15 protein-coding genes are annotated in these 19505 nt (G+C 60.0%); all 15 read left to right on the forward strand.

From position 1 onward, the window contains the following. Positions 1-116 precede the first annotated feature (116 nt). The 15 genes from coxB to FE782_RS16055 all read left to right on the forward strand — a co-directional run bounded on the left by coxB (position 117) and on the right by FE782_RS16055 (position 19431). Positions 117-1118, forward strand: coding sequence for a cytochrome c oxidase subunit II (gene coxB / locus FE782_RS15985; RefSeq protein ID WP_138195224.1), 1002 nt, complete (start codon positions 117-119; stop codon positions 1116-1118). A gap of 96 nt (positions 1119-1214) precedes the next feature. Next, positions 1215-3038, forward strand: a complete 1824-nt coding sequence (gene ctaD / locus FE782_RS15990) for a cytochrome c oxidase subunit I (protein ID WP_138195342.1) — start codon at positions 1215-1217, stop codon at positions 3036-3038. Continuing rightward, the gene (locus FE782_RS15995) at positions 3035-3673 is read left to right on the forward strand and encodes a cytochrome (ubi)quinol oxidase subunit III (RefSeq protein ID WP_138195225.1); all 639 of its coding nucleotides are present in this window, start codon (positions 3035-3037) and stop codon (positions 3671-3673) included. The genes ctaD and FE782_RS15995 overlap by 4 nt, the downstream gene beginning before the upstream one ends. Before the next feature lie 6 nt (positions 3674-3679). Next, positions 3680-4024, forward strand: a complete 345-nt coding sequence (locus tag FE782_RS16000; protein ID WP_138195226.1) for a cytochrome C oxidase subunit IV family protein — start codon at positions 3680-3682, stop codon at positions 4022-4024. A 115-nt stretch (positions 4025-4139) separates the two neighbouring features. Further along, positions 4140-5078, forward strand: coding sequence for a cytochrome c oxidase assembly factor CtaG (ctaG, locus tag FE782_RS16005; protein WP_138195227.1), 939 nt, complete (start codon positions 4140-4142; stop codon positions 5076-5078). Positions 5079-5280: 202 nt separating this feature from the next. After that, positions 5281-5937 carry a putative endonuclease domain-containing protein gene (locus FE782_RS16010; protein ID WP_138195228.1) on the forward strand — a complete coding sequence of 219 codons (657 nt, stop codon included), beginning with the start codon at positions 5281-5283 and terminating at the stop codon, positions 5935-5937. Positions 5938-5998: 61 nt separating this feature from the next. Next, positions 5999-6895, forward strand: a complete 897-nt coding sequence (locus FE782_RS16015) for an aldo/keto reductase (RefSeq protein WP_138195229.1) — start codon at positions 5999-6001, stop codon at positions 6893-6895. A 200-nt stretch (positions 6896-7095) separates the two neighbouring features. After that, positions 7096-13404 carry a phosphodiester glycosidase family protein gene (locus FE782_RS16020; RefSeq protein ID WP_238392511.1) on the forward strand — a complete coding sequence of 2103 codons (6309 nt, stop codon included), beginning with the start codon at positions 7096-7098 and terminating at the stop codon, positions 13402-13404. 158 nt (positions 13405-13562) lie between these two features. Next, positions 13563-14282 carry a hypothetical protein gene (locus tag FE782_RS16025; RefSeq protein WP_138195230.1) on the forward strand — a complete coding sequence of 240 codons (720 nt, stop codon included), beginning with the start codon at positions 13563-13565 and terminating at the stop codon, positions 14280-14282. Positions 14283-14298: 16 nt separating this feature from the next. Then, on the forward strand, positions 14299-14709 hold the full coding sequence (locus FE782_RS16030) for a GntR family transcriptional regulator (protein WP_138195231.1): 411 nt from the start codon (positions 14299-14301) through the stop codon (positions 14707-14709). Further along, positions 14706-15611, forward strand: coding sequence for an ABC transporter ATP-binding protein (locus FE782_RS16035; protein WP_138195232.1), 906 nt, complete (start codon positions 14706-14708; stop codon positions 15609-15611). Before FE782_RS16030 ends, FE782_RS16035 begins: the two co-directional genes overlap by 4 nt. A gap of 5 nt (positions 15612-15616) precedes the next feature. Then, complete coding sequence (locus FE782_RS16040) at positions 15617-16525, forward strand: ABC transporter ATP-binding protein (RefSeq protein WP_138195233.1); 909 nt, start codon at positions 15617-15619, stop codon at positions 16523-16525. Then, positions 16518-17777 carry an ABC transporter permease gene (locus tag FE782_RS16045; RefSeq protein WP_138195234.1) on the forward strand — a complete coding sequence of 420 codons (1260 nt, stop codon included), beginning with the start codon at positions 16518-16520 and terminating at the stop codon, positions 17775-17777. The genes FE782_RS16040 and FE782_RS16045 overlap by 8 nt, the downstream gene beginning before the upstream one ends. A 157-nt stretch (positions 17778-17934) precedes the next feature. Continuing rightward, the gene (locus FE782_RS16050; protein ID WP_138195235.1) at positions 17935-19110 is read left to right on the forward strand and encodes a TraB/GumN family protein; all 1176 of its coding nucleotides are present in this window, start codon (positions 17935-17937) and stop codon (positions 19108-19110) included. 111 nt (positions 19111-19221) lie between these two features. Further along, a complete protein-coding gene (locus FE782_RS16055; RefSeq protein WP_138195236.1) occupies positions 19222-19431 on the forward strand; it encodes a hypothetical protein in 210 nt (69 codons plus the stop codon). Positions 19432-19505: the final 74 nt, after the last annotated feature.

Below are 19505 nucleotides of genomic sequence, written 5' to 3' on the forward strand. Positions count from 1 at the left end.
ACAAACATGGGGCTCGAACTTATAGTTAGTATGGTGTTCTTACGCCCGAAAACCATTGATTTGACGCGGTTTTCACTGCGAAAAATAATAATCCAGAAGCGGGGTTGATCCACACAATGCTGAAGTCGTTAAGAGGGAAGGCAGGCCTTTCCTTGTTCGTCGCGCTGGCGCTGCTGCTTACGGGTTGCGCTGAGCAAGCGTCTCCGCTCAACCCGAAAGGGACGCAAGCGCTCGAGCAGCTGAATCTCATGATTTTGTCGATCGTCATCATGGTTATCGTCGTCGTGGTCGTATTCGCGATTTCGATTTACGTGCTCGTCAAGTTTCGCGCGCGCAAAGGCGACAACCATATCCCGAAGCAAGTCGAAGGCAATCACAAGCTCGAGATCATCTGGACGGTCATCCCGATCATCCTGCTCGCCATCTTGGTCGTGCCTACGGTCGGGTACACGTTCAAGCACGATCAGAACTTGTCGGCCGATCCCGACGCGATCAAGGTGCAGGTCGTCGCTCACCAATTCTGGTGGGAATTCAACTATCCGGAACTCGGCATCTACTCCTCGCAAGAGGTCGTCATGCCGGTCGGCAAGAACGTCTCCTTCGAGCTGACGTCCGCGGACGTCGTTCACTCGTTCTGGATTCCGGCGCTCGGCGGGAAGAAGGACACGAACCCTGGATTAACGAGCTACATGCATCTGACCCCGACGGAAGTCGGCGTGTACAAGGGCAAGTGCGCCGAGCTTTGCGGTCCTTCGCACGCGTTGATGGACTTTAAAGCCGTCGTCGTGACGGAAGAAGAGTTCGCCGCATGGGTGGCGGACATGCAGGAAGCGCCTTCGGTCGCGGCGGAAGACGTCTCGGCGGGCGAAGAAGTGTTCAAGAACAACTGCATTCAGTGCCACGCGATTCAACCGGACGCGAAGAGCCCCGTCGCTCCTCATCTGAACGGCTTCGCGGAGCGCGGCAACGTTGCGGGCATTCTGCAAAATACGGAAGAAAACATTAAGGCTTGGATTGCGGATCCGGACGGAGAGAAGCCGGGCACGTTGATGCCGAAGGTCGGCCTGACGGAAGAAGAGATCGATCAAGTGACGCAATACTTGCTTCAATTGAAATAAGCAAAAACAACACAGTATAGGGAGGTTGGCCCGGTGGCTAACGCACATGCCCATGGTCATCACGGTGCGCACACCGTAAAGCGATATACAGGCCTCATGGATTGGTTGACGACCGTCGACCATAAGAAAATCGGGATCCTGTATTTGCTCGCCGGTGCGTTCTTCTTCGTGATCGGCGGGATCGAAGCCCTTCTTATTCGGCTTCAATTGATCGGTCCGCAGCAAGAGTTCTTGGACGCGCAGACCTTTAACGAAATGATTACGATGCACGGCACGACGATGATCTTCCTTGCGGCGATGCCGATCATCTTCGGCTTCATGAACGCGATCGTGCCGCTGCAGATCGGCGCGCGCGACGTCGCGTTCCCGTTCGTCAACGCGCTCGGCTTCTGGACGTTCTTCGTCGGCGGCGTGCTGCTCAACCTGAGCTGGATCGTCGGCGACGTGCCGGACGCGGGATGGACGGCGTACGTGCCGCTCTCGGGCGAACAGTTCAGTATGCACCGAGGTCTAGACTTCTACTTAATGGGTCTGCAGATCGCGGGGATCGGGACGCTCGTCGGGGGCATCAACTTCCTCGTCACGATCATCAATATGAGAGCGCCGGGCATGGGCTTCATGAGAATGCCGATGTTCACCTGGACGGCGTTCATTACGTCCGCGATGATTTTGTTCGCGTTCCCTGCACTCGCGGTAGGCCTGATTCTCTTGACGTTCGACCGCCTGTTCGGCGGTAATATTTTCGATCCGAATATGGGCGGCAACGTTGTGTTGTGGCAGCACATCTTCTGGATTTTCGGGCATCCTGAAGTATATATCCTCGTGCTTCCGGCGTTCGGGATCATCTCCGAGGTCATTCCGACGTTCTCGCGCAAGCGGTTGTTCGGTTACAGCGCGATGGTATTCGCGACGGTGCTTATCGGCTTCTTGGGCTTCATGGTTTGGGTTCACCACATGTTCACGACGGGCATGGGTCCGGTCGCGAACGCGTTGTTCGCGGTAGCGACGATGCTCATCGCGATCCCGACCGGTATCAAGATTTTCAACTGGCTGTTTACGATGTGGGGCGGCCGCATTCAATTCACGACCGCGAATCTGTTCGCGATCGGCTTCGTGCCGACGTTCGTTATGGGCGGCGTCACGGGCGTCATGCTGGCGGTTCCGCCGGCGGACTGGCAGTTCCATGACAGCTACTTCGTCGTCGCGCACTTCCACTACGTTATCGTAGGCGGCATCGTGTTCGGCTTGCTGTCCGGCCTGTTCTACTGGTGGCCGAAGATGACGGGACGGTTCTTGAACGAGACGCTCGGGAAAGTCACGTTCTGGACGTTCTTCACCGGCTTCCATCTGACGTTCTTCATCCAACATATCGTCGGACTTCTCGGCATGCCGCGACGCGTCTTCACGTATCTCGGCGAGAACGAAAACCCGGGCTGGACGTGGATGAACCAATTGTCGACGATCGGCGCATTCGTGATGGCGTTCGCCGTCATCGTCTTGCTGATCAACATCGTCACTTCGATGACGAAGCCGAAGACGGCGAAGGGCGACGCTTGGGGCGACGGCCGGACGCTCGAGTGGACGATTCCGTCCCCGGCGCCGGAATACAACTTCAAGCAAACGCCGATCACGCGCGGCATCGACGCATGGTGGAAAGAAAAGATGGCGGGCAACACCGAGATGACGCCGGCGGAACCGGTCGGTCCGATTCACATGCCGTCGCCTTCGATCCTGCCGTTGTTCATGTCGATCGGCTTGGGCATCGCAGCCGTAGGCTTTATGTACAGCGAGGAATGGAACGGCTATTACGTAGCGATCGCAGGTCTCGTGATCACGTTCTTCTGCATGTTCCTTCGCTCCGTTTACGACGATCACGGGTTCCATATCGACCCGAAGGATGACAAGGGGGTAGGGGCATGAGCGGCGTAACTCACGTGGATCCGCACGCGCACGGCGTCTCCGGCGAGCTGCCTCACGAGCCGGAACGCGCGACGCTGGAAGGCCGTAATAAGCTTCTTGGATTTTGGTTGTTCTTAGGCGGCGAATGCGTCCTGTTCGGTACGCTGTTCGCGACGTTCATGGCGCTTCGCCACAATACGATGGGCGGTCCGGACGGGGCGCATCTGTTCGACCTCGTCTTGGTCGCTTGGGCGACGTTCATCCTGCTCACGAGCTCGCTGACTAGCGTGTTCGCGATTCAGGCGATGCACGCGAAGAAGGTGCCGCAGATCATGCTGTGGCTCGGCGTGACGGTCCTTCTCGGCCTGGGCTTCTTGGGCCTCGAGATTTACGAGTTCTTCCATTACGTACATGAAGGCCACCAGTTCAACTCGAGCGCCTTCGGTACTTCGTTCTACTCGCTCGTCGGCTTCCACGGCGCGCACGTCGCGTTCGGGGTGCTCTGGATTACGCTGTTGATTTTCCAACTAGCGAGGAAAGGCCTCACGACGGTAACGGCGCCGAAGGTGTACGTAGCATCGCTGTACTGGCACTTTATCGACGTCGTGTGGGTGTTCATTTTCACGATCGTCTATCTTATGGGAAAGATGGGGTGATCCGGAATGGCCGATCATACGCTTCATAACGGGTCGACGTCGAACGCTCGACGGAAAGTTCGCCACGAAGGTCCCAGAAACCATCTGCTCGCGTTCGCGCTTTCGATTCTGCTGACGGGCGTCGCCTTCTTGGCGGTCGCGTATTCCTTGGTCGGGGAAGAAACGCATGTCGAGCCGTGGTTCGTACAAATTTTCATCATCACGTTGGCGATTTTCCAAGCCGTCATTCAGTTGGGCTTCTGGATGCACATGAAGGATAAGGGGCATTCGTTCCCGATTCTCGGCATCGCCTTCGGATTTTTCGTCGCGCTGACGTGCGCGGCGGCGGGACTTCTCTGGTCTTGGTGGTAGGCGATAAGCATCTCTGATTTTCAATAGTTCGTCGTTGGGTCGCAGCGGGCAGGCGGAGGTTCGTTCTCACGAATCGCCGCCTTCCTGCGTCATCGGGTAAGAAGGAGGATACGATATGTTCGGTTTGGTCGGAATCAGTTGGACTTCGATGTGGAGTCCGGTCACGTTGGCGGCGTTCGTCGCGTTGGCCCTAATCTATTTGTACATTACGGGTCCGGGTCGCGCGCGGTTCGCCGATTCGACTCCCGTGCCCGCGGCGAAGAAAGCCTGGTTCGTCGGCGGGTTGGCGTTCCTATACGTTGCGTTCGGCAGTCCGATCGATCTGCTCGGGCACATGATGTTCACGTTCCACATGATCAGCATGTCGTTCGCCTACCTCGTCGCGGCTCCGATGCTGCTGGCGGGTACGCCGGAATGGCTGCTGCGGCCGATCGGCCGCATTCCGGGGATCAAGGGTTTGAAATTCCTTGTGAATCCGATCTTTACGCTGTTGTTCTTTAACATCGCGTTCTCGATCTATCACGTTCCGTTGGTCCATGACTTCGTCATGTTGAACTTCGCCGTCCATACGGCGTATTACGTGCTGCTGATGCTCGCCGCGCTGCTGATGTGGTTCCCGGTCATCTGCCCGGTCTCCTCGTTAGATAAGCTCGAAGGGTTCCGGAAGATGGGATACATTTTCGCGAACAGCGTCCTGCTGACGCCGGCGTGCGCGTTGATCATTTTCTCGGGTACGGCAATGTATGTCACTTACACGGATCCGATGATGTGGGCGACCGCGATGGGGTACTGCGTACCGCAAGGGGCGACGGCGCTGCTCGAGATGTTCAGCGGCCCGCAAGCGCTCGGGTGGATGGACGCGCTCGTGGACCAGCGGACCGGCGGCGTGCTGATGAAGATTTTCCAAGAGATCGTGTACGGCTCGATCTTGGTGTATGTGTTCCGGCAATGGTATCGGAAGGAAAATCCGAAGGCGAAGAACGACGACGATTCGCTCGATCCGACGCCGGCTTATTTCGAGATGCTGCGCGCGCAGTCGGAGCCCGCGAAGTAGGGGCGGGGGGCCGAGGTCCTTCACGCTAGAATAATCAACTTTCCGCATTAATAGTAAAGCGCGCCTCACTATTAATAAGATCAACTTCTTATTTGACAAAATTTTATCCGTTGCCCTACAATAACGGCAAGTGAAGCACACGATGAACCGGAGGAACAGCCGGAGCGTCGCGTGCTTTTTTCATTCGGAAAGGGGGAGGACGATGCATCCCGCGGTTGAACGATACGTGGAGGAACAAAATCGAAAGGCGGCGGCAAGGAAGGTAAATCCTCTGAATGGACTGGCGATTCGATTTCTGGAGGAGGTGTGGGGACCGGTATTCGACTTTCGGTTCGAAGGATTGGAGGCGGAAAGTCCGTTCAAAGATTTTCGGGGCAGGCAGCGATTCGCGGATTTTCGGTACGATGACGGCAACGCGAAGACAGCGATCGAGTTGGACGGATATACGACCCACGCGAAGCACATCTCATCCGAACAATTCGACGATCATGTCGAGCGACAGAACGACCTCCTCTTCAACGGTTGGTTTCTTGTTCGCTTCTCGTCCGGGATGATAATCGAGAAGCCGGAGGTATGCAGAAGGCAATTGATCCAGACGATCGGGCATTGGCACTACATCCGATTCGGCGAGCTGGCGGAAGAGGAAGAGCGGATTTGGGTGGAGCGACGGAAGCGAATCGCTCGGATTGCGATCCGTCAAGGGGGGAGTATTCGCCCCGTGGATGTCGCGAAGGTGTATCGGGTGAGTAACCAAACGGCGGCAGTTTGGCTCCGACAATTCGCGGACGAGGGCTATTTCGAACCGGCAGGGGGAAGCAAGCGCATTACGTCGTATCGATTAAGGCGCTTCGAGGAGTGACGTTGCATAGCCGGAACGATTAGGGATATCATGAGGAGGAAAGAAAAGGGAGGGATCGTTCATGGAAAGAAGAAAATTCGGCAGCACGGATATGGAAGTGAGCATCCTGGGCTTCGGCGGCGCGGAGATCGGCTTCGAGGGAGCCGACGCGGCGACGGTGGAGCGGCTGCTCGGCAGCGCGCTGGATGCCGGCTTGAATATGCTCGACACGGCGGAATGCTATAAGGACAGCGAAGAGTTGATCGGGAAGACGATCGCGCATCGGCGGAACGAATATTATTTATTCACCAAATGCGGACATGCCTCCGGTCTCGAGGGCAACGATTGGGATCCGAAGATGCTGGCCGCCAGCATCGATCGGAGCTTGAAGCGGCTGAAGACGGACTACGTCGACGTCGTTCATCTGCACAGCTGCAACGAGGAGACGCTTCGGCAGGGCGACGTCATCGACGTGCTGAAGCGCGCGAAGGAGCAGGGCAAGACCCGCTACATCGGTTACAGCGGCGACCATAAAGCGGCGCTCTATGCCGTGGAATGCGGCGCGTTCGATTCGCTCGAGACGTCGATCAACATCGCCGATCAAGAGGCGATCGAGCTGACGCTGCCGAAGGCGAGAGAACGAGGCATGGGCGTCATCGCGAAGCGGCCGATCGCCAACGCGTCCTGGAAGTACTACAGCTTCCCGAGCGTGCAGTACCATCAGGCGTACTGGGAGCGGCTGCAGAAGCTGCAGTACGATTTCTTGAAGGCGCCGATGCAGGAGGTCGTTTCGACGGCGCTGCGCTTTACGCTGGCGCAGCAGGGCGTCTGCACGGCGATCGTCGGTACGGCGAAGCCGGACCGCTGGGTCGAGAACGCGACGCTCGTAGCGCAAGGCCGGTTGCCGGAGGAGACGGTGCAAGCGATTCGCCGCCGCTGGTCGGAGGTCGCCGGCGCCGACTGGATCGGGTTGGAATAAGTGAGACAATTACCAAGGGGCTTCCTCGCGTCAGCGAGGAGGCCTTTTTTGCATGAATATTTTTGAAAATAAATTTCATATATTTCAAAAATCCATGAAATAAATTTATATATCTCGCGACCAGGCTTAACAATCCGGCGGCATACTGTTCACGGGATACGGAATAGCCAAAGACGACAGGGGAGCGTGAAGAAAAGGATATGCGGTCGAACCTTCTACAACGACGATGGAGCGCGATGGCGCTCGCGGCGGCGATGCTGGCATCGTCGCTGCTGCCGATCGCGCCGGCCACGCCGGTCGCGGCGATGGACATGCCTCGGACGGAGTTCGGACAGATCGTCGATATGCGGCGGACCGAACTAGCGCCCGGAGCGGCGTATACGTGGTATGATATGAGCATTCCGAGAGGATCCGAGAAGATGCACTTCGTCGAATTCGATCCGACCGCGCCGCACCTAGAACTGCAGGCCGGGACGAAGTCGGGGAAGGTGTACGGCTTCCAACGCTTGACCGAGATGGCGGACGCTGCCGATGCGCCAGGCAATCGGGTCATCGCGGGCATTAACGCGGACTTCTTCGATATTAGCGGGCATGCGACCGGCGTGCCGAACGGCATCTTTATCGGCGACGGCACGATTCTCAACAGCGCGTCCGCTTCGTATGCGTTCGGCCTGAAGGCTGACGGGACGGCCGTCTACGGCAGCCCGACCTTAACGAAGACGGTGACGATCGACGGCGCGACGACGACCTTGACGCATATCAATCGATATCGCGACGCCAATCAACTGGTTTTATACACGGATGACTATTATACTTCCACGAAGACGAATGCCACCGGCGACGAGGTCCGCCTGGAAATTCTGGAAGGCGCCGTGAAGAGCGGCCGGACGATGCGCCTCCGCGTGGTCGAGGTGCGGAGCAATGCCGGGGACACGCCGCTCGCGCCGGGCTTCGTCGTGCTTTCGGCGTCCGGTACTCAACGAGCCGCGCTAGCCGGCCTCGAAGCGGGCGACGAAATTACGGCGTCCTTCGCGCTGAGCGGCGAGTGGGACGACGTGACGGTCGCCGTCGGCGGCCAAGGCCCGCTCATCAAGGACGGCGTCGTGCAGACGAACGTCGGGCCGGAAGGCGTGCATCCTCGCACTGCGATCGGGACGAAGGCGGACGGTACGGTCGTTATGTTCGAGATCGACGGCCGAGCGCCGGGCTTCAGCGAAGGCGTGGAGACGGTCGAGCTCGCGAACATCATGCGGGATATCGGCGTCGTGAACGCCGTCAATCTCGACGGCGGGGGCTCGTCGACGTTCATTGCGAGACTGCCGGGCGAGTCGACCCGTAAGATGCTGAATCGCGGCTCCGACGGCGGGGAGCGCTCGACGGGGAACGGGCTGCTGCTCGTAAACACGGCGCCGGAGGAAGCGGCCGCGAAGCTGGTCGTGCGGCCGAATTACGAGCGCGTGCTCGCCGGCTCGCGCCTCGCATGGAGTGCCGCGGGCGTCGACGCGGCCGGGCATCCGGCGGAGGCGACCGAGCCGGTCGTCTGGACCGTCGATCCCCGACTCGGGACGATCGACGCCGCAGGCGTCTTCGCGGCAGGCAGCGACGCTGGCGAAGGCGAGATCTTCGCGCAGGCGGGCAGCCTTAGCGGCGCGGGGACGGTCGAGGTCGTCGAGACGTTGACCGCGTTGAAGTTCCCCGACGCCATGAAGGCGTTCAACGTCGGCGAGAGCTCGACGTTGTCGGCGGCGGCGCTGCGAGACGGTCAGGTCGTGCAGGCGGACAACCGCTTATTCGAATGGCGAGTGGAGGGCCCTATCGGTACGATCGACGAAAATGGGGTGTTCCAAGCAACGACCGAGAACAGCAAGACAGGGAAAATTTTCGTAAAACATGGAAACGTAGAGACGTCCATGGACGTCGAAGTCGGCACGCCGCCGGTCGTGCTCGAGGATTTCGAGAACGGCATCGGCAACTATAACGCGACCGGCGCGAACTTTAACACGGTACGGATCTTCGAGGAAACCGGCGAAGATTTCGTCCGCTTCGGCAGCAAAGCGCTGCGGATGGAATACGATTTCGTCGGCAAGACGGGAACCTCCGGCATCTACTTGGCGGCGAAGAGCACCGCTCAGCGGATTCAGGTTCCGGGCTATCCGGAGAAAATCAGCATGTGGGTGTACGGCGACGGAAAGAAGCATTGGATGCGCGGACAGATGCGCGACGGCAACAATTCGGCGTTCCCGATCGATTTCACGACGGAAACCGGCGGGGTCGACTGGGTCGGCTGGAAGTATGTCGAAGCTTCCGTGCCGCCTGGCAAGAAGCTGCCGCTGACGATGGACTGGCCGGTCCGCTACATGGAGACGAAAAACAACAACAAGACGAACGGCGTCATCTATATCGACCAGATTCGGGCGGTGTATGGCCCGCTGACGGAGGATCGGACGCCGCCGATCGTGAAGAATGTCGCGCCGGCCGACCAGTCGACCGTGAAAACGGCAACGCCGACGATTCGAGCGGTAGCGGAGGATGCAGGCTACGATCCGGACGCTTCGCCGGGCACGACGTTGATCGATCCGGAGAGCATCCGGCTGTACGTCGACGGCCAGCCGGTCGCTCACGGCTTGTACCCGCCGAAGGGCGAAATCTCGTACGTCCCGAACGAGCCGCTGGAGGAAGGGCCTCATACGGTGAAGCTGTCCGTCAGGGACCTCGCCGGCAATCAGACGATCAAAGAATGGAAGTTCAGCGTCGATCTCGGTTCGCCGAAGTTCAAGTACGAGACGCCGACGACCGTCTACGCGGGCAATACGGCGACGCTGGACATTCGCGGCGAGAAGGCGAGTCGTCTGAAGAGCGGATACCTCGAGTTCGCGTTCGATCCGGCGAAGACGGATAGCTACGAGGTCGTGCCGGGTCCCAAGCTGACCGACGCGAACGTGATCGGCTCCGTGTACGGCGAAGGCGTCGTGCGCGTACAATTCAATGAGCTGCAGTCGGCAGCCTTAACGGACGCGGATGTTCTTGCGCAAATGAAGTACAAAGTGAAGCGCGAAGCCGCGGGAGAGAACGCCATCGCGCTGCGGTCCGGCGAGGTTTCGTTCGAAGGGCGCGCGACGCCGATGAACTTCTTCGCTTGGCCCGTCGCTTCCGACATTCGGACGCAGCTCGGTTTGACGTGGGATTACGAGGGCATCGCGGAAGGCTACGAAACGACGCTGACCGTAACGGATGCCGAAGGGAACCCGGTGGAAGGCGCGACGATCCTTGCGGACGGAACCGCGGTCCCCGGCGTAACGAATGCGGCGGGCCGGTTGACGGCAGCCGACTTGACCGCTGCGGTGAAGACGGTCAAGCTGCAAGCGTCGCACGGGGAGAGGCACAGTCCCGTCATCGATTTCAAGGTATCCAAGCTGACCGGTTCTCCGACCCCGTACAATATCAGCGTCGCGATGAGCGAGGAGCCGACGACGAGCCGGCGCTTGTCTTGGAACTCGCATCCGCATACGACCGGTACGGTGGTGCAGGTCGCGAAAGCGTCCGAGTTTACGGACTTCGCCGCCGCCGATGTGAGGCGGTTCGACGGCAGCAGCGGCATCTATCATACGAACAACGACGGAACGATTCGCGTACATAAGGCCGTCGCGGACGGACTCGAGCCGGATACGGAGTACGTGTATCGGGTCGGCGACGGCGGGGCGAACGTGAGCGCGCTAGGCAAGTTCCGGACGGCGCCGGCGAGCGGCGATCGGACGAAGTTCCTGTTCTTCGGAGACTCCCAGGCGGGGGACAAAGCGGGGTTCGATCTATGGGGCCATACGCTGGATAAAGGCGTAGCCGACGCGGCGGACGCGGAGTTTATCGTCCACGCGGGCGATATCGTCGATCTCGGGCACGAGGAAGAGCAGTGGAATCTATGGTTCGCCGCGGCGCAAGAGGAGCTCATGAGCACGACGCTCGTCGCGGTCGTCGGCAATCACGAGGTCACGGGCGAAAACCCGGAAGTCGTCGGGGACGAAGGGAAGGACTTCAAGTCGCATTTCAACTTCCCGGACAACGGGATCGACGCATTGAAAGGCAGCAATTATTCATTCGATTATAAAAACATTCATTTCGCCGTGTTGAACAGCGAGTATTATTACGAGGAACAGCGCGACTGGCTGCGGGAAGATCTCGCGAACACGGAGAAGACGTGGAAAATCGTCATTTTCCACCGCGGGCCGTACGGAAGCTATTACAGCACGGAGGCCGTCAAGCGGCATTGGACGCCGGTGTTCGACGAATTCGGCGTGGATCTCGTGCTGAACGGACATGATCATATTTATTTGAAGACGCACCCGATGAAGAACGGCGTGCCGGTCGAGCCGGGCGAAGGCACGGTATATGTCGTCGGCGGATCCAGCGGACCGAAGTTCTACGATTTGGTCGAGCAGCCTTGGCAGGAAAAGGTGTACGACCGCAATATTCAGATGTATTCCACGGTCGAGGTCGTCGGCGATACGCTGACGTTCGTAGCGAAGGCGGTCGACACCGGCGAAGAGATCGATCGATTTACGCTGACGAACGAGTTCGAGCGCATCGAGCTGACGGGCGCCCCGATGCTGACGGCGGGCGACACGTCTCCGACAGTTGTCGAAGCCGTGTACGGCTCGGGCCGCCGCGTACCGCTGCTCAGCGGCATCGCGTACGGAAGCAGCGACCCGAGCGTCGCGACGGTCGACGCGTCCGGCGTCGTCCGCGCGCTCGCGGAGGGCACGGCCGTCATTTCGGCGGCATACGGCAAGTGGAGCGATGCGTATCCGCTGCAGGTGAGCGCCGTACCGCCCGCGATGACCGGGATTTCCGTCGAAGGGCCGACCGCCCTTACCGTCGGAGACGAGGGCGTCACGGTCACGAAGGCGACGTATGACAACGGCGTGTACGTATCGTTGACGGAGGGCGTCTTCTACGGCAGCAGCGACCCTAGCGTGGCGACGATCGACGCCGCGGGCAGGATCCGCGCGATGGCTGCAGGTACGACCGTCATCTCGGCGACGTACGGCGAGTGGAGCGATGCGTATACGCTGCTAGTGAGCGCCGTTCCGCCTGCAATCGCCGCCGTCACCATCGAAGGGCCGACCGCTCTTGCCGTCGGAGACGAGGGAGTCGCGGTCGCGAAGGCGGCGTATACCGACGGCGTGGAAGCGCCGCTGACGGCCGGCGTCGTCTACGGCAGCAATAATTCTAACGTCGCGACGATCGACGCCGCGGGCAAGATCCGCGCGCTCGCCGCGGGCACGGCGGTCATCTCTGCGGTATACGGCGAGTGGGACGATGACTATGTGCTGCAGGTAAAACCAAGAGACGACGACAATCCGCCGCCGCCAAGCGCGCCGTCCACGCCGTCCGCGCCGGCCGAGTCGGCCGTGGAAGGCCGCATCGAGATCGACGCGGGCGCGCTGACGAGCGGTCGACCGTACGAAGCGAACGGCAAGCTCGAAGAGCTGGCCATTCCGGGCGATGCGGCGCAAGTGATGACCGGCGAGGCGTTCACCGTCGAAGCGGAAAATCTAACGATCGCGATTCCGAAGGACGTGCTGCGAGCGTTGAGCGAGCTGCTTCCGGCGGAGGCGCGCGCCGACAGTCGGATCGTGTTGAGGGCGGAGCCGGTCGGAACGGAGGAGACGGAACGCTTGCTCTCGAGCGCCGACCGTCCGGCGGGAGCGACCTTCCGATCGGCGAGCGAACTGTATTCGTTCGAGCTGTCGATCGTAGCGAAGGATGGGCGGAGCCTGAAGCTTACCTCGTTCGAAAAGCCGATTACGATTTCGATTCCGCTGCGTCCGGATACCGATCGGACGATCGTCGGCATGTACTATATGGCCGATGATAGAACGGTCGAATATGTCGGCGGCACGGTCGTGGACGGAATGCTGACGGCCGATCTTGAACACTTCAGCACGTATGCGGCGCTGGAATACGAAGTGCGTTACGGCGACGTACCGGCGGATCATTGGGCGGCCGGCGTCATCCGGGCGATGTCCGCGAAGCATCTGGCCGAGGGCGTAGGCGGCGCGCTATTCGCGCCGGAGCGCGCAGTCACCCGGGCGGAATTCGCCGCGCTGCTCGTCCGGGCGTTGGGGCTGAAGGGCGAGGCGTCCATCGCGTTCGCGGACGTCGCCTCGAACCGTTGGTACGCCGACGAGGTCGGGCTCGCCGCCGAAGCGGGCATCGCGGGCGGAGCGGGAGACGGCACGTTCCGTCCGGAGGCGAACGTCACCCGTCAGGAGATGGCGGCCATGCTCGTTCGAGCGTTCGCGTATGCGGGAGGCCGAGGAGAATCGACCCCGGCGGTAGCCGGTTTCGAGGATACGGCCGAAGCCCCTGCGTGGGCGCAAGCGGCTATTCGCGAAGCGTTCGCCGCAGGGCTTGTTCAGGGCCGCGCGAACGGCCGATTCCAACCGGAAGGCACGCTGACGCGCGCCGAGAGCGTCCAAGCGCTGGCGAATTTGTTGGCAGCCTTACAGTAAGGAGAAACCGAGAAACTCCCGGGGTTCGAACAGAACCTTCGGGAGTTTTTTTTCATTATTATCCTAAACGATATTGACATTAGCTCCAGGGTCGTTATACTGTGTATATAGATATAAACACATATACACAGACACAGTTGAACATATAGGAGGCGCTTATGGGTAGAGATGCGTGGTGGCTGACCCGAACGCAATGGTCGCATTCGAAGATCGGTCTCGTCATGACGATAGCTTTTTACGGCACGTACGGCGGTATGACGGGGATGTTCTCCGACGAATGGGTTTCCGAGAGTTTCGCTTTCACGGGAATCATGATGGATCTGCTCGTTCTCACGTTCATGTCGATGAACGGCTTCGTCTTCTGCAAGGGCTACTTCAACAATCCGTACTGGAAGACCGATTCGTTCACGAAGAAGCTCGCGATGATGCGGACGCTCCCGATTCCGGTCGAGACGCTCGCGATGAGCCGGTCGATCCAGGTGCTGTCGGCGTCGCCGGTGTCGACGGCGTTGTACTTCGGCATTTTCTATATCGCAAGCGATTGGGCGCGGAATTTGCCCGTGACCGTCTTACTTCAATTCGTTCTCTTCTGGTTCGCCCTCGGCAACGCGTTCAGCGTCTGGTTCGTCGTCGAAGAGTGGAGCCGCAGCGGCAAGCGATATTTATTGAGCTCGTTCCTCGCGTTGTTCGTCTTCATCGCAGTCGTGGTCGCCTTCTACTTTCTGACCGGCAAGCATCTCACGTTCTTCATCGTCGATGCGATTCAAAGACCCGGCGGCTGGCTCTGGACCGCGCTCGCCGTGCTGATCGGCGTCGCCGCGCATGTCTGGATGCAGCTTCGCTTGCGCCGCATCTTACTCCATCGGGATTTCGAGTGAAGGGCGGTGACGAGAGATGCCATTACCGATTCGCATATCGCATGACAGCGCCGAACCGCTGTATCATCAGATCGCGTCCCAGATGAGATCGCTTATCTTCAGCGGGCAGCTGCCGGCCGGGATGCTGCTTCCGTCCATTCGGGAGCTGGCGGTCGAGACGGAGTGCAGCGTCATTACGATTCGCAGGGTATACCAAGAGTTGGAGAGTGAGGGGCTCGTGAGAACGAAACAAGGGACCGGAACGTTCGTATCCGAGGTGGAAGCGAACCGTAAGGGGCAATATCAATACGAAGCGGTGCGCGACGCGCTGAAACAAGCGTTGGAACGGATCAAGATGTCGGGTCTCGGCGAACGGGAAGTCCGGGACGTGTTCGAGCAGGCGCTGCGAGACGTATTCGCTCCGGATGCGGAGGAGGGAACGAGATGAAGCCGGTATTGGAGCTGGAGCGGTTCGTGAAAGCGCGGGGCGACTTCCGTCTGGGGCCGATCGATCTCGCCGTGGAGGAAGGGCTGATCGTCGCGCTGGTCGGGCCGAACGGCTCGGGCAAGAGCACGTTGTTCCGCTCGTTGATGGGGCTGCTGCATCCCGACGGGGGAACGCTCCGCGTCTTCGGCGAAGCCGCGTATCCCGCGAACGATATCGGCACGAAGAGCCGGATCGGCTTCGTCGGCGATTCGTTGACGCCCGCGGACGAGGGCATGACGGTGCTGCAATGGAAGCAGTTCGTCGCCCGGTGGTTTAAGAGCTGGAACGAAGCGACGTGGAACCGATTGAGCGAGCGGCTCGAGCTCGAGCCGAAGAAGAAGCTGAAGGAGCTGTCGACCGGCATGACGAAGCGGCTCGAGTTCGCGCTCGCGGTGTCGCACGACCCGGAGCTGCTGCTGCTCGACGAGCCGTCCTCCGGTCTCGATCCGTTCGCTTGGCGCATCATGATGGACGAAATCCGGACGTTCATGGACGGGGGAGACCGGACGGTGTTCGTCGCGACGCATATCATGGAAGAGGTGCGACGGCTGGCCGACTTGATCGTATTCTTGTACAAGGGGCGCATCGTCGGCGTATACGAGAAGGATCGGCTGATGGACGATTGGAAGACGATGTGGATCGGCGATGGCGCGGACCGCGTCCGGACGCTGCCCGGCGTCGTCGCGGTCGAGGAGGGCCGGGGCGCCGGCGGCGGCACGCGATTCGTCACGAGCGACGCGAGGCGCGCCGAAGCCGAGCTTCGCGCGCTCGGCATCGCTCCGCTGGAGACGCGGGCGGTCGAGCTCGAGGATATCCTATGGCATCTGATGGAAACCGATAAACGAAAGAGCGGAGGCGTGTAACCGACATGCGGAATTTGCAATTAGAACGCGTAGCGAAAAACTTCGGCGCCAAACGCGCGGTGAACGGCATCTCGTTCACGGCGCAGCAAGGGGAAATCTTCGGCTTGATCGGGGCGAACGGCGCCGGGAAGACGACGACGATGCGCATGGTGCTGGGCCTCATCTATCCGGACGAAGGCAAGATCTCCTACGGCGGGCAGCCGTATTCCCAAGCGGTGAAGGAGCAGTTCGGCTACTTGCCGGAAGAGCGGGGGCTGTACCCGAAGGTGAAGGTGAGCGACCAGATTTTGTACCTCGCGGAGCTGCGCGGCATGCGCCGCGCCGATGCGGACAAAGCGCTGAAGTCTTGGCTGGAGCGGTTCGGCGTGCCGGAAAACTACGGCAAGAAGGTCGAAGAGCTGTCCAAGGGCAACCAGCAGAAAATACAGTTCATCGCGGCCGTCATCCATAACCCGCATTACCTCATTCTCGACGAAGCGTTCAGCGGTCTCGATCCGGTCAACGTCGAGCTGTTGAAGGAGACGATCGCGTCGCTCCGCGACGAAGGGAAGACGATCCTGTTCTCCAGCCATCGGATGGAGCACGTCGAGGAGCTGTGCCGGAACGTCTGCGTCTTGGATCGATCGAACGCCGTGCTGCAGGGCAGCCTGCGCGACATCAAGAGCCGATTCCCGAAGGAGCGCGTCATGCTGACGACGGAGCGCCCGATGGAGGGGCTCGAGCGCCTCGAAGGCGTGACGGCGGTCAAGCGGCTCGCGAACGGCTACGACATCCGAATCGCGGACGAGTCGGCGGCCGGACGGGTGCTTCGCCTCGCGGCGGACACGAACACGGTGACGCGGTTCGAGCTGATGGAGCCGTCGCTGAACGACATTTTCATTAAGACGATCGGGGGTTCCGGCAAACATGAATAAATTAGGGACGGTTATCCGATTTACGTACGGCAACGCGATTAAACAGAAGTCGTTCCTGATTTCGACGCTCGTCTTCGTCCTCATCGTATCCATATTGGCGCATCTGCCGTCGATCATCGCGTCGTTCGGCGGGGACGAGGGGCCGAAGCGGGTCGGCGTCGTCGAAGGCGGAGAGCGGTACGTGTCGCTGCTTAACGAATATTACGCGCTGTCCCCGGAGCCGGCCGTGGAAGTCGTCGGCGTGCCGAACGAGGAGGAGGCGGCGAGGCTCGTCGAGGCGAAGGAGCTGTCTGGCTACCTGAAGGCCGGCGCCGAGGCGAACGTCAACGGCGTGCCGAGCTTCGAGTATAAGTCCAAAGACGCGATCCCGCAGCTGATGGGCGACTTATCGAACGGCCTGCACTACGTCAATCAAGCGCTCGCCCGGGAAAGCATGGGCCTCAGCGAAGAGCAGGTCGCCAAGCTGTCCGCGCCCGTGTCGATCGTGCCGGTGCAATTGACCGACGCGGCCGAGGGCAAGAGCGAGTCGGAAATCCAATTGGCATACGGACTCGTCTACGTCCTGCTGTTCCTGCTCTACATGGGCGTCATCGGGTACGGCAACACGGTCGCGACCGCGATCACGGCGGAGAAGAGCTCCCGCGTCATGGAGCTGCTCGTTTCGAGCTCCGCGCCGCTTACGCAGATGTTCGGCAAGATCATAGGCATCTGCCTGCTCGGCTTGACGCAAATCGCGTTGTTCATCGTCGTCGGCGCCGCGAACCTGACGCTCTCCCAAGGCAGCAACCCGCTGCTGACGGAGCTTAACATTAACCTGACCGATGTGGATCCGATGCTGTTCGTTTATTTCATCGTATTCTACTTACTCGGCTATTTGATCTACTCCGCCGTCTTCGCGGCGGTCGGCTCGCTCGTCAGCCGGACGGAAGAAGTCGGCCAAGTCATCATGCCGGTCACCTTGCTGATCGTCGCCGCCTTCATGGTCGCGATGTTCGGCCTGACGAACCCGAATACGCCGTTCATCGTCGTCATGTCGTTCGTGCCGTTCTTCTCGCCGCTCGTCATGTTCCTGCGCATCGGCCTCGCCGATCCGGCGTGGTGGGAGATCGTCCTCTCGATCGCGATATCCGCGGCAGGCGTCTACGCGATGGGCTGGCTCGCCGCGAAAATTTACCGCACCGGCGTCCTGCTCTACGGCAAGCTGCCGACTTGGAAGGAATTGCGCAAGGCGATGAAGGCGTACGACGTGTAACGGCGCATCCTGACCGGTAAATACCTGCATAAGCATTTGCAGGTAAACCTCAACGGCAATGCACCGGACTTAAAAATAACTGCGCAAGCGCAGGCGCGACCGGCGAGATTACGGCGGGAGCGCCTGCAATACATACGGGTAGAGGAGAGAGATGAACATGTTGAAATTGTGGAAAACGAAATGGAGCCTGGCGGCGTTGACCGCGGCGATGGCGTTGACGTCGGCGGCGCCGGCTTCCGCGGCGACCGCGCCGGGTCCGCTGGCGATCGTGGTCGACGGGCAGCCGCTCGCGTATAGTTCGTCGCAGCCGTTGATCGAGGACGGCACGACGTGGGCGCCGCTTGATGCGACGCTCGAGGCGCTGGACATCGGCTTGGAGGACGTCGGCGGGGCGGCCGGCGCGACGCGGACGGTCGGCGGCGAAAGCTACCTTCCGCTGAGGCTCGCCGGCGAAGCGGGCGGCTACGTCGTCGAGTGGGACGAGGCGACTCGCACCGTGACGCTCATTTCGAAGCGGCAGTCGGGCGCTCTTGGGTTCCTGTGGAGAGTCGATCATGACGGAGACTCGGTGTATTTGGTCGGCTCCATGCATATCGCGGACGAGAGCTTCTACCCGCTGCCCTCTGCGTACGAGGAGGCATTCCAGGATGCGGAGTACCTGGGGGTAGAGGTGGACGTTAGTCAAGGGGCGACGCCGGAGGTGCAGCAGCTCGTCATGAGTCTCGGGATGTATCAAGACGGAACGACGTTGCAAGATCGCATTCCGGAGGAGCTCTACGGAAGCATCGGCGAAATCTTGGCCGAGAACGGCTTGGAAGCCAACGCCATGGATGCGTTCAAACCATGGATGGCCGAGATGACGCTCGCGTCGCTGAAGTCCATGCAAGCCGGGTTCCAAGGCGAGGTCGGGATCGATATGTATTTCTTGCAGAAGGCTATCGAACGGCAGCTCCCGATTCTCGAGCTTGAATCCTACGAATCGCAATTGCAGATGTTCGACGGTTTCTCTGAGGAACTACAACGCACGAACTTGAAGAATACGGTCGAGAGCTTCGAGCTCGTCGACGAATCGGTCTCTCAGATGGCGGAGATGTGGAAGAACGGCGACGAGGCCGCGCTGCTGGAACTCACCGAGGCGATGGCCACGGACGAGGAGTACAGGAAGGCGATGCTGACGGACCGAAACATCGGCATGGCCGATAAGATCGCGGAGTACTTGGAAAATCCGGAAGAGGCGGACTATCTCGTCGTCCTAGGCGCCGCGCACTTCCTCGGCGAAGACGGCATCGTCAAGCTGTTGGAGGACAAAGGGTACGTCGTGACGCGCCAGTAAGGCGGCGGCAAGCTTCGGATTAATGTGGGCGAAACGATCCATGGGGGAAGCGAGATGCGGAGAGTTCAGTTTTTTTATAAACAATTTTTTAGAGAACCTATGTGGTTCAGAATGCTTATCGGGCTTTCCCTGCTGGCGTCGATCGTATTCAGCAGCTCCGCCTTCCCGCTCGGAGGATATGCGGCTAGCGTATCGAAGCTGGCCGCGGCCGTCTTCTTCGGCGCCATCGGATTCAACATGCGGCGAAACCGGCGAATCTCCATTCTGTTTTTTGCGATCGTAGCCTTGTGCTTATACTTATCCTGGGACGTCTTACCTTGATAGTCTTCCCTCGGAATAACGCCTCGACTCATTGGAGTCGGGGCTTTTGTATGTACGCACAGCATGAACGTTTC

The sequence above is a fragment of the Paenibacillus antri genome (assembly GCF_005765165.1).
Taxonomy (GTDB): Bacteria; Bacillota; Bacilli; order Paenibacillales; family YIM-B00363; genus Paenibacillus_AE; species Paenibacillus_AE antri.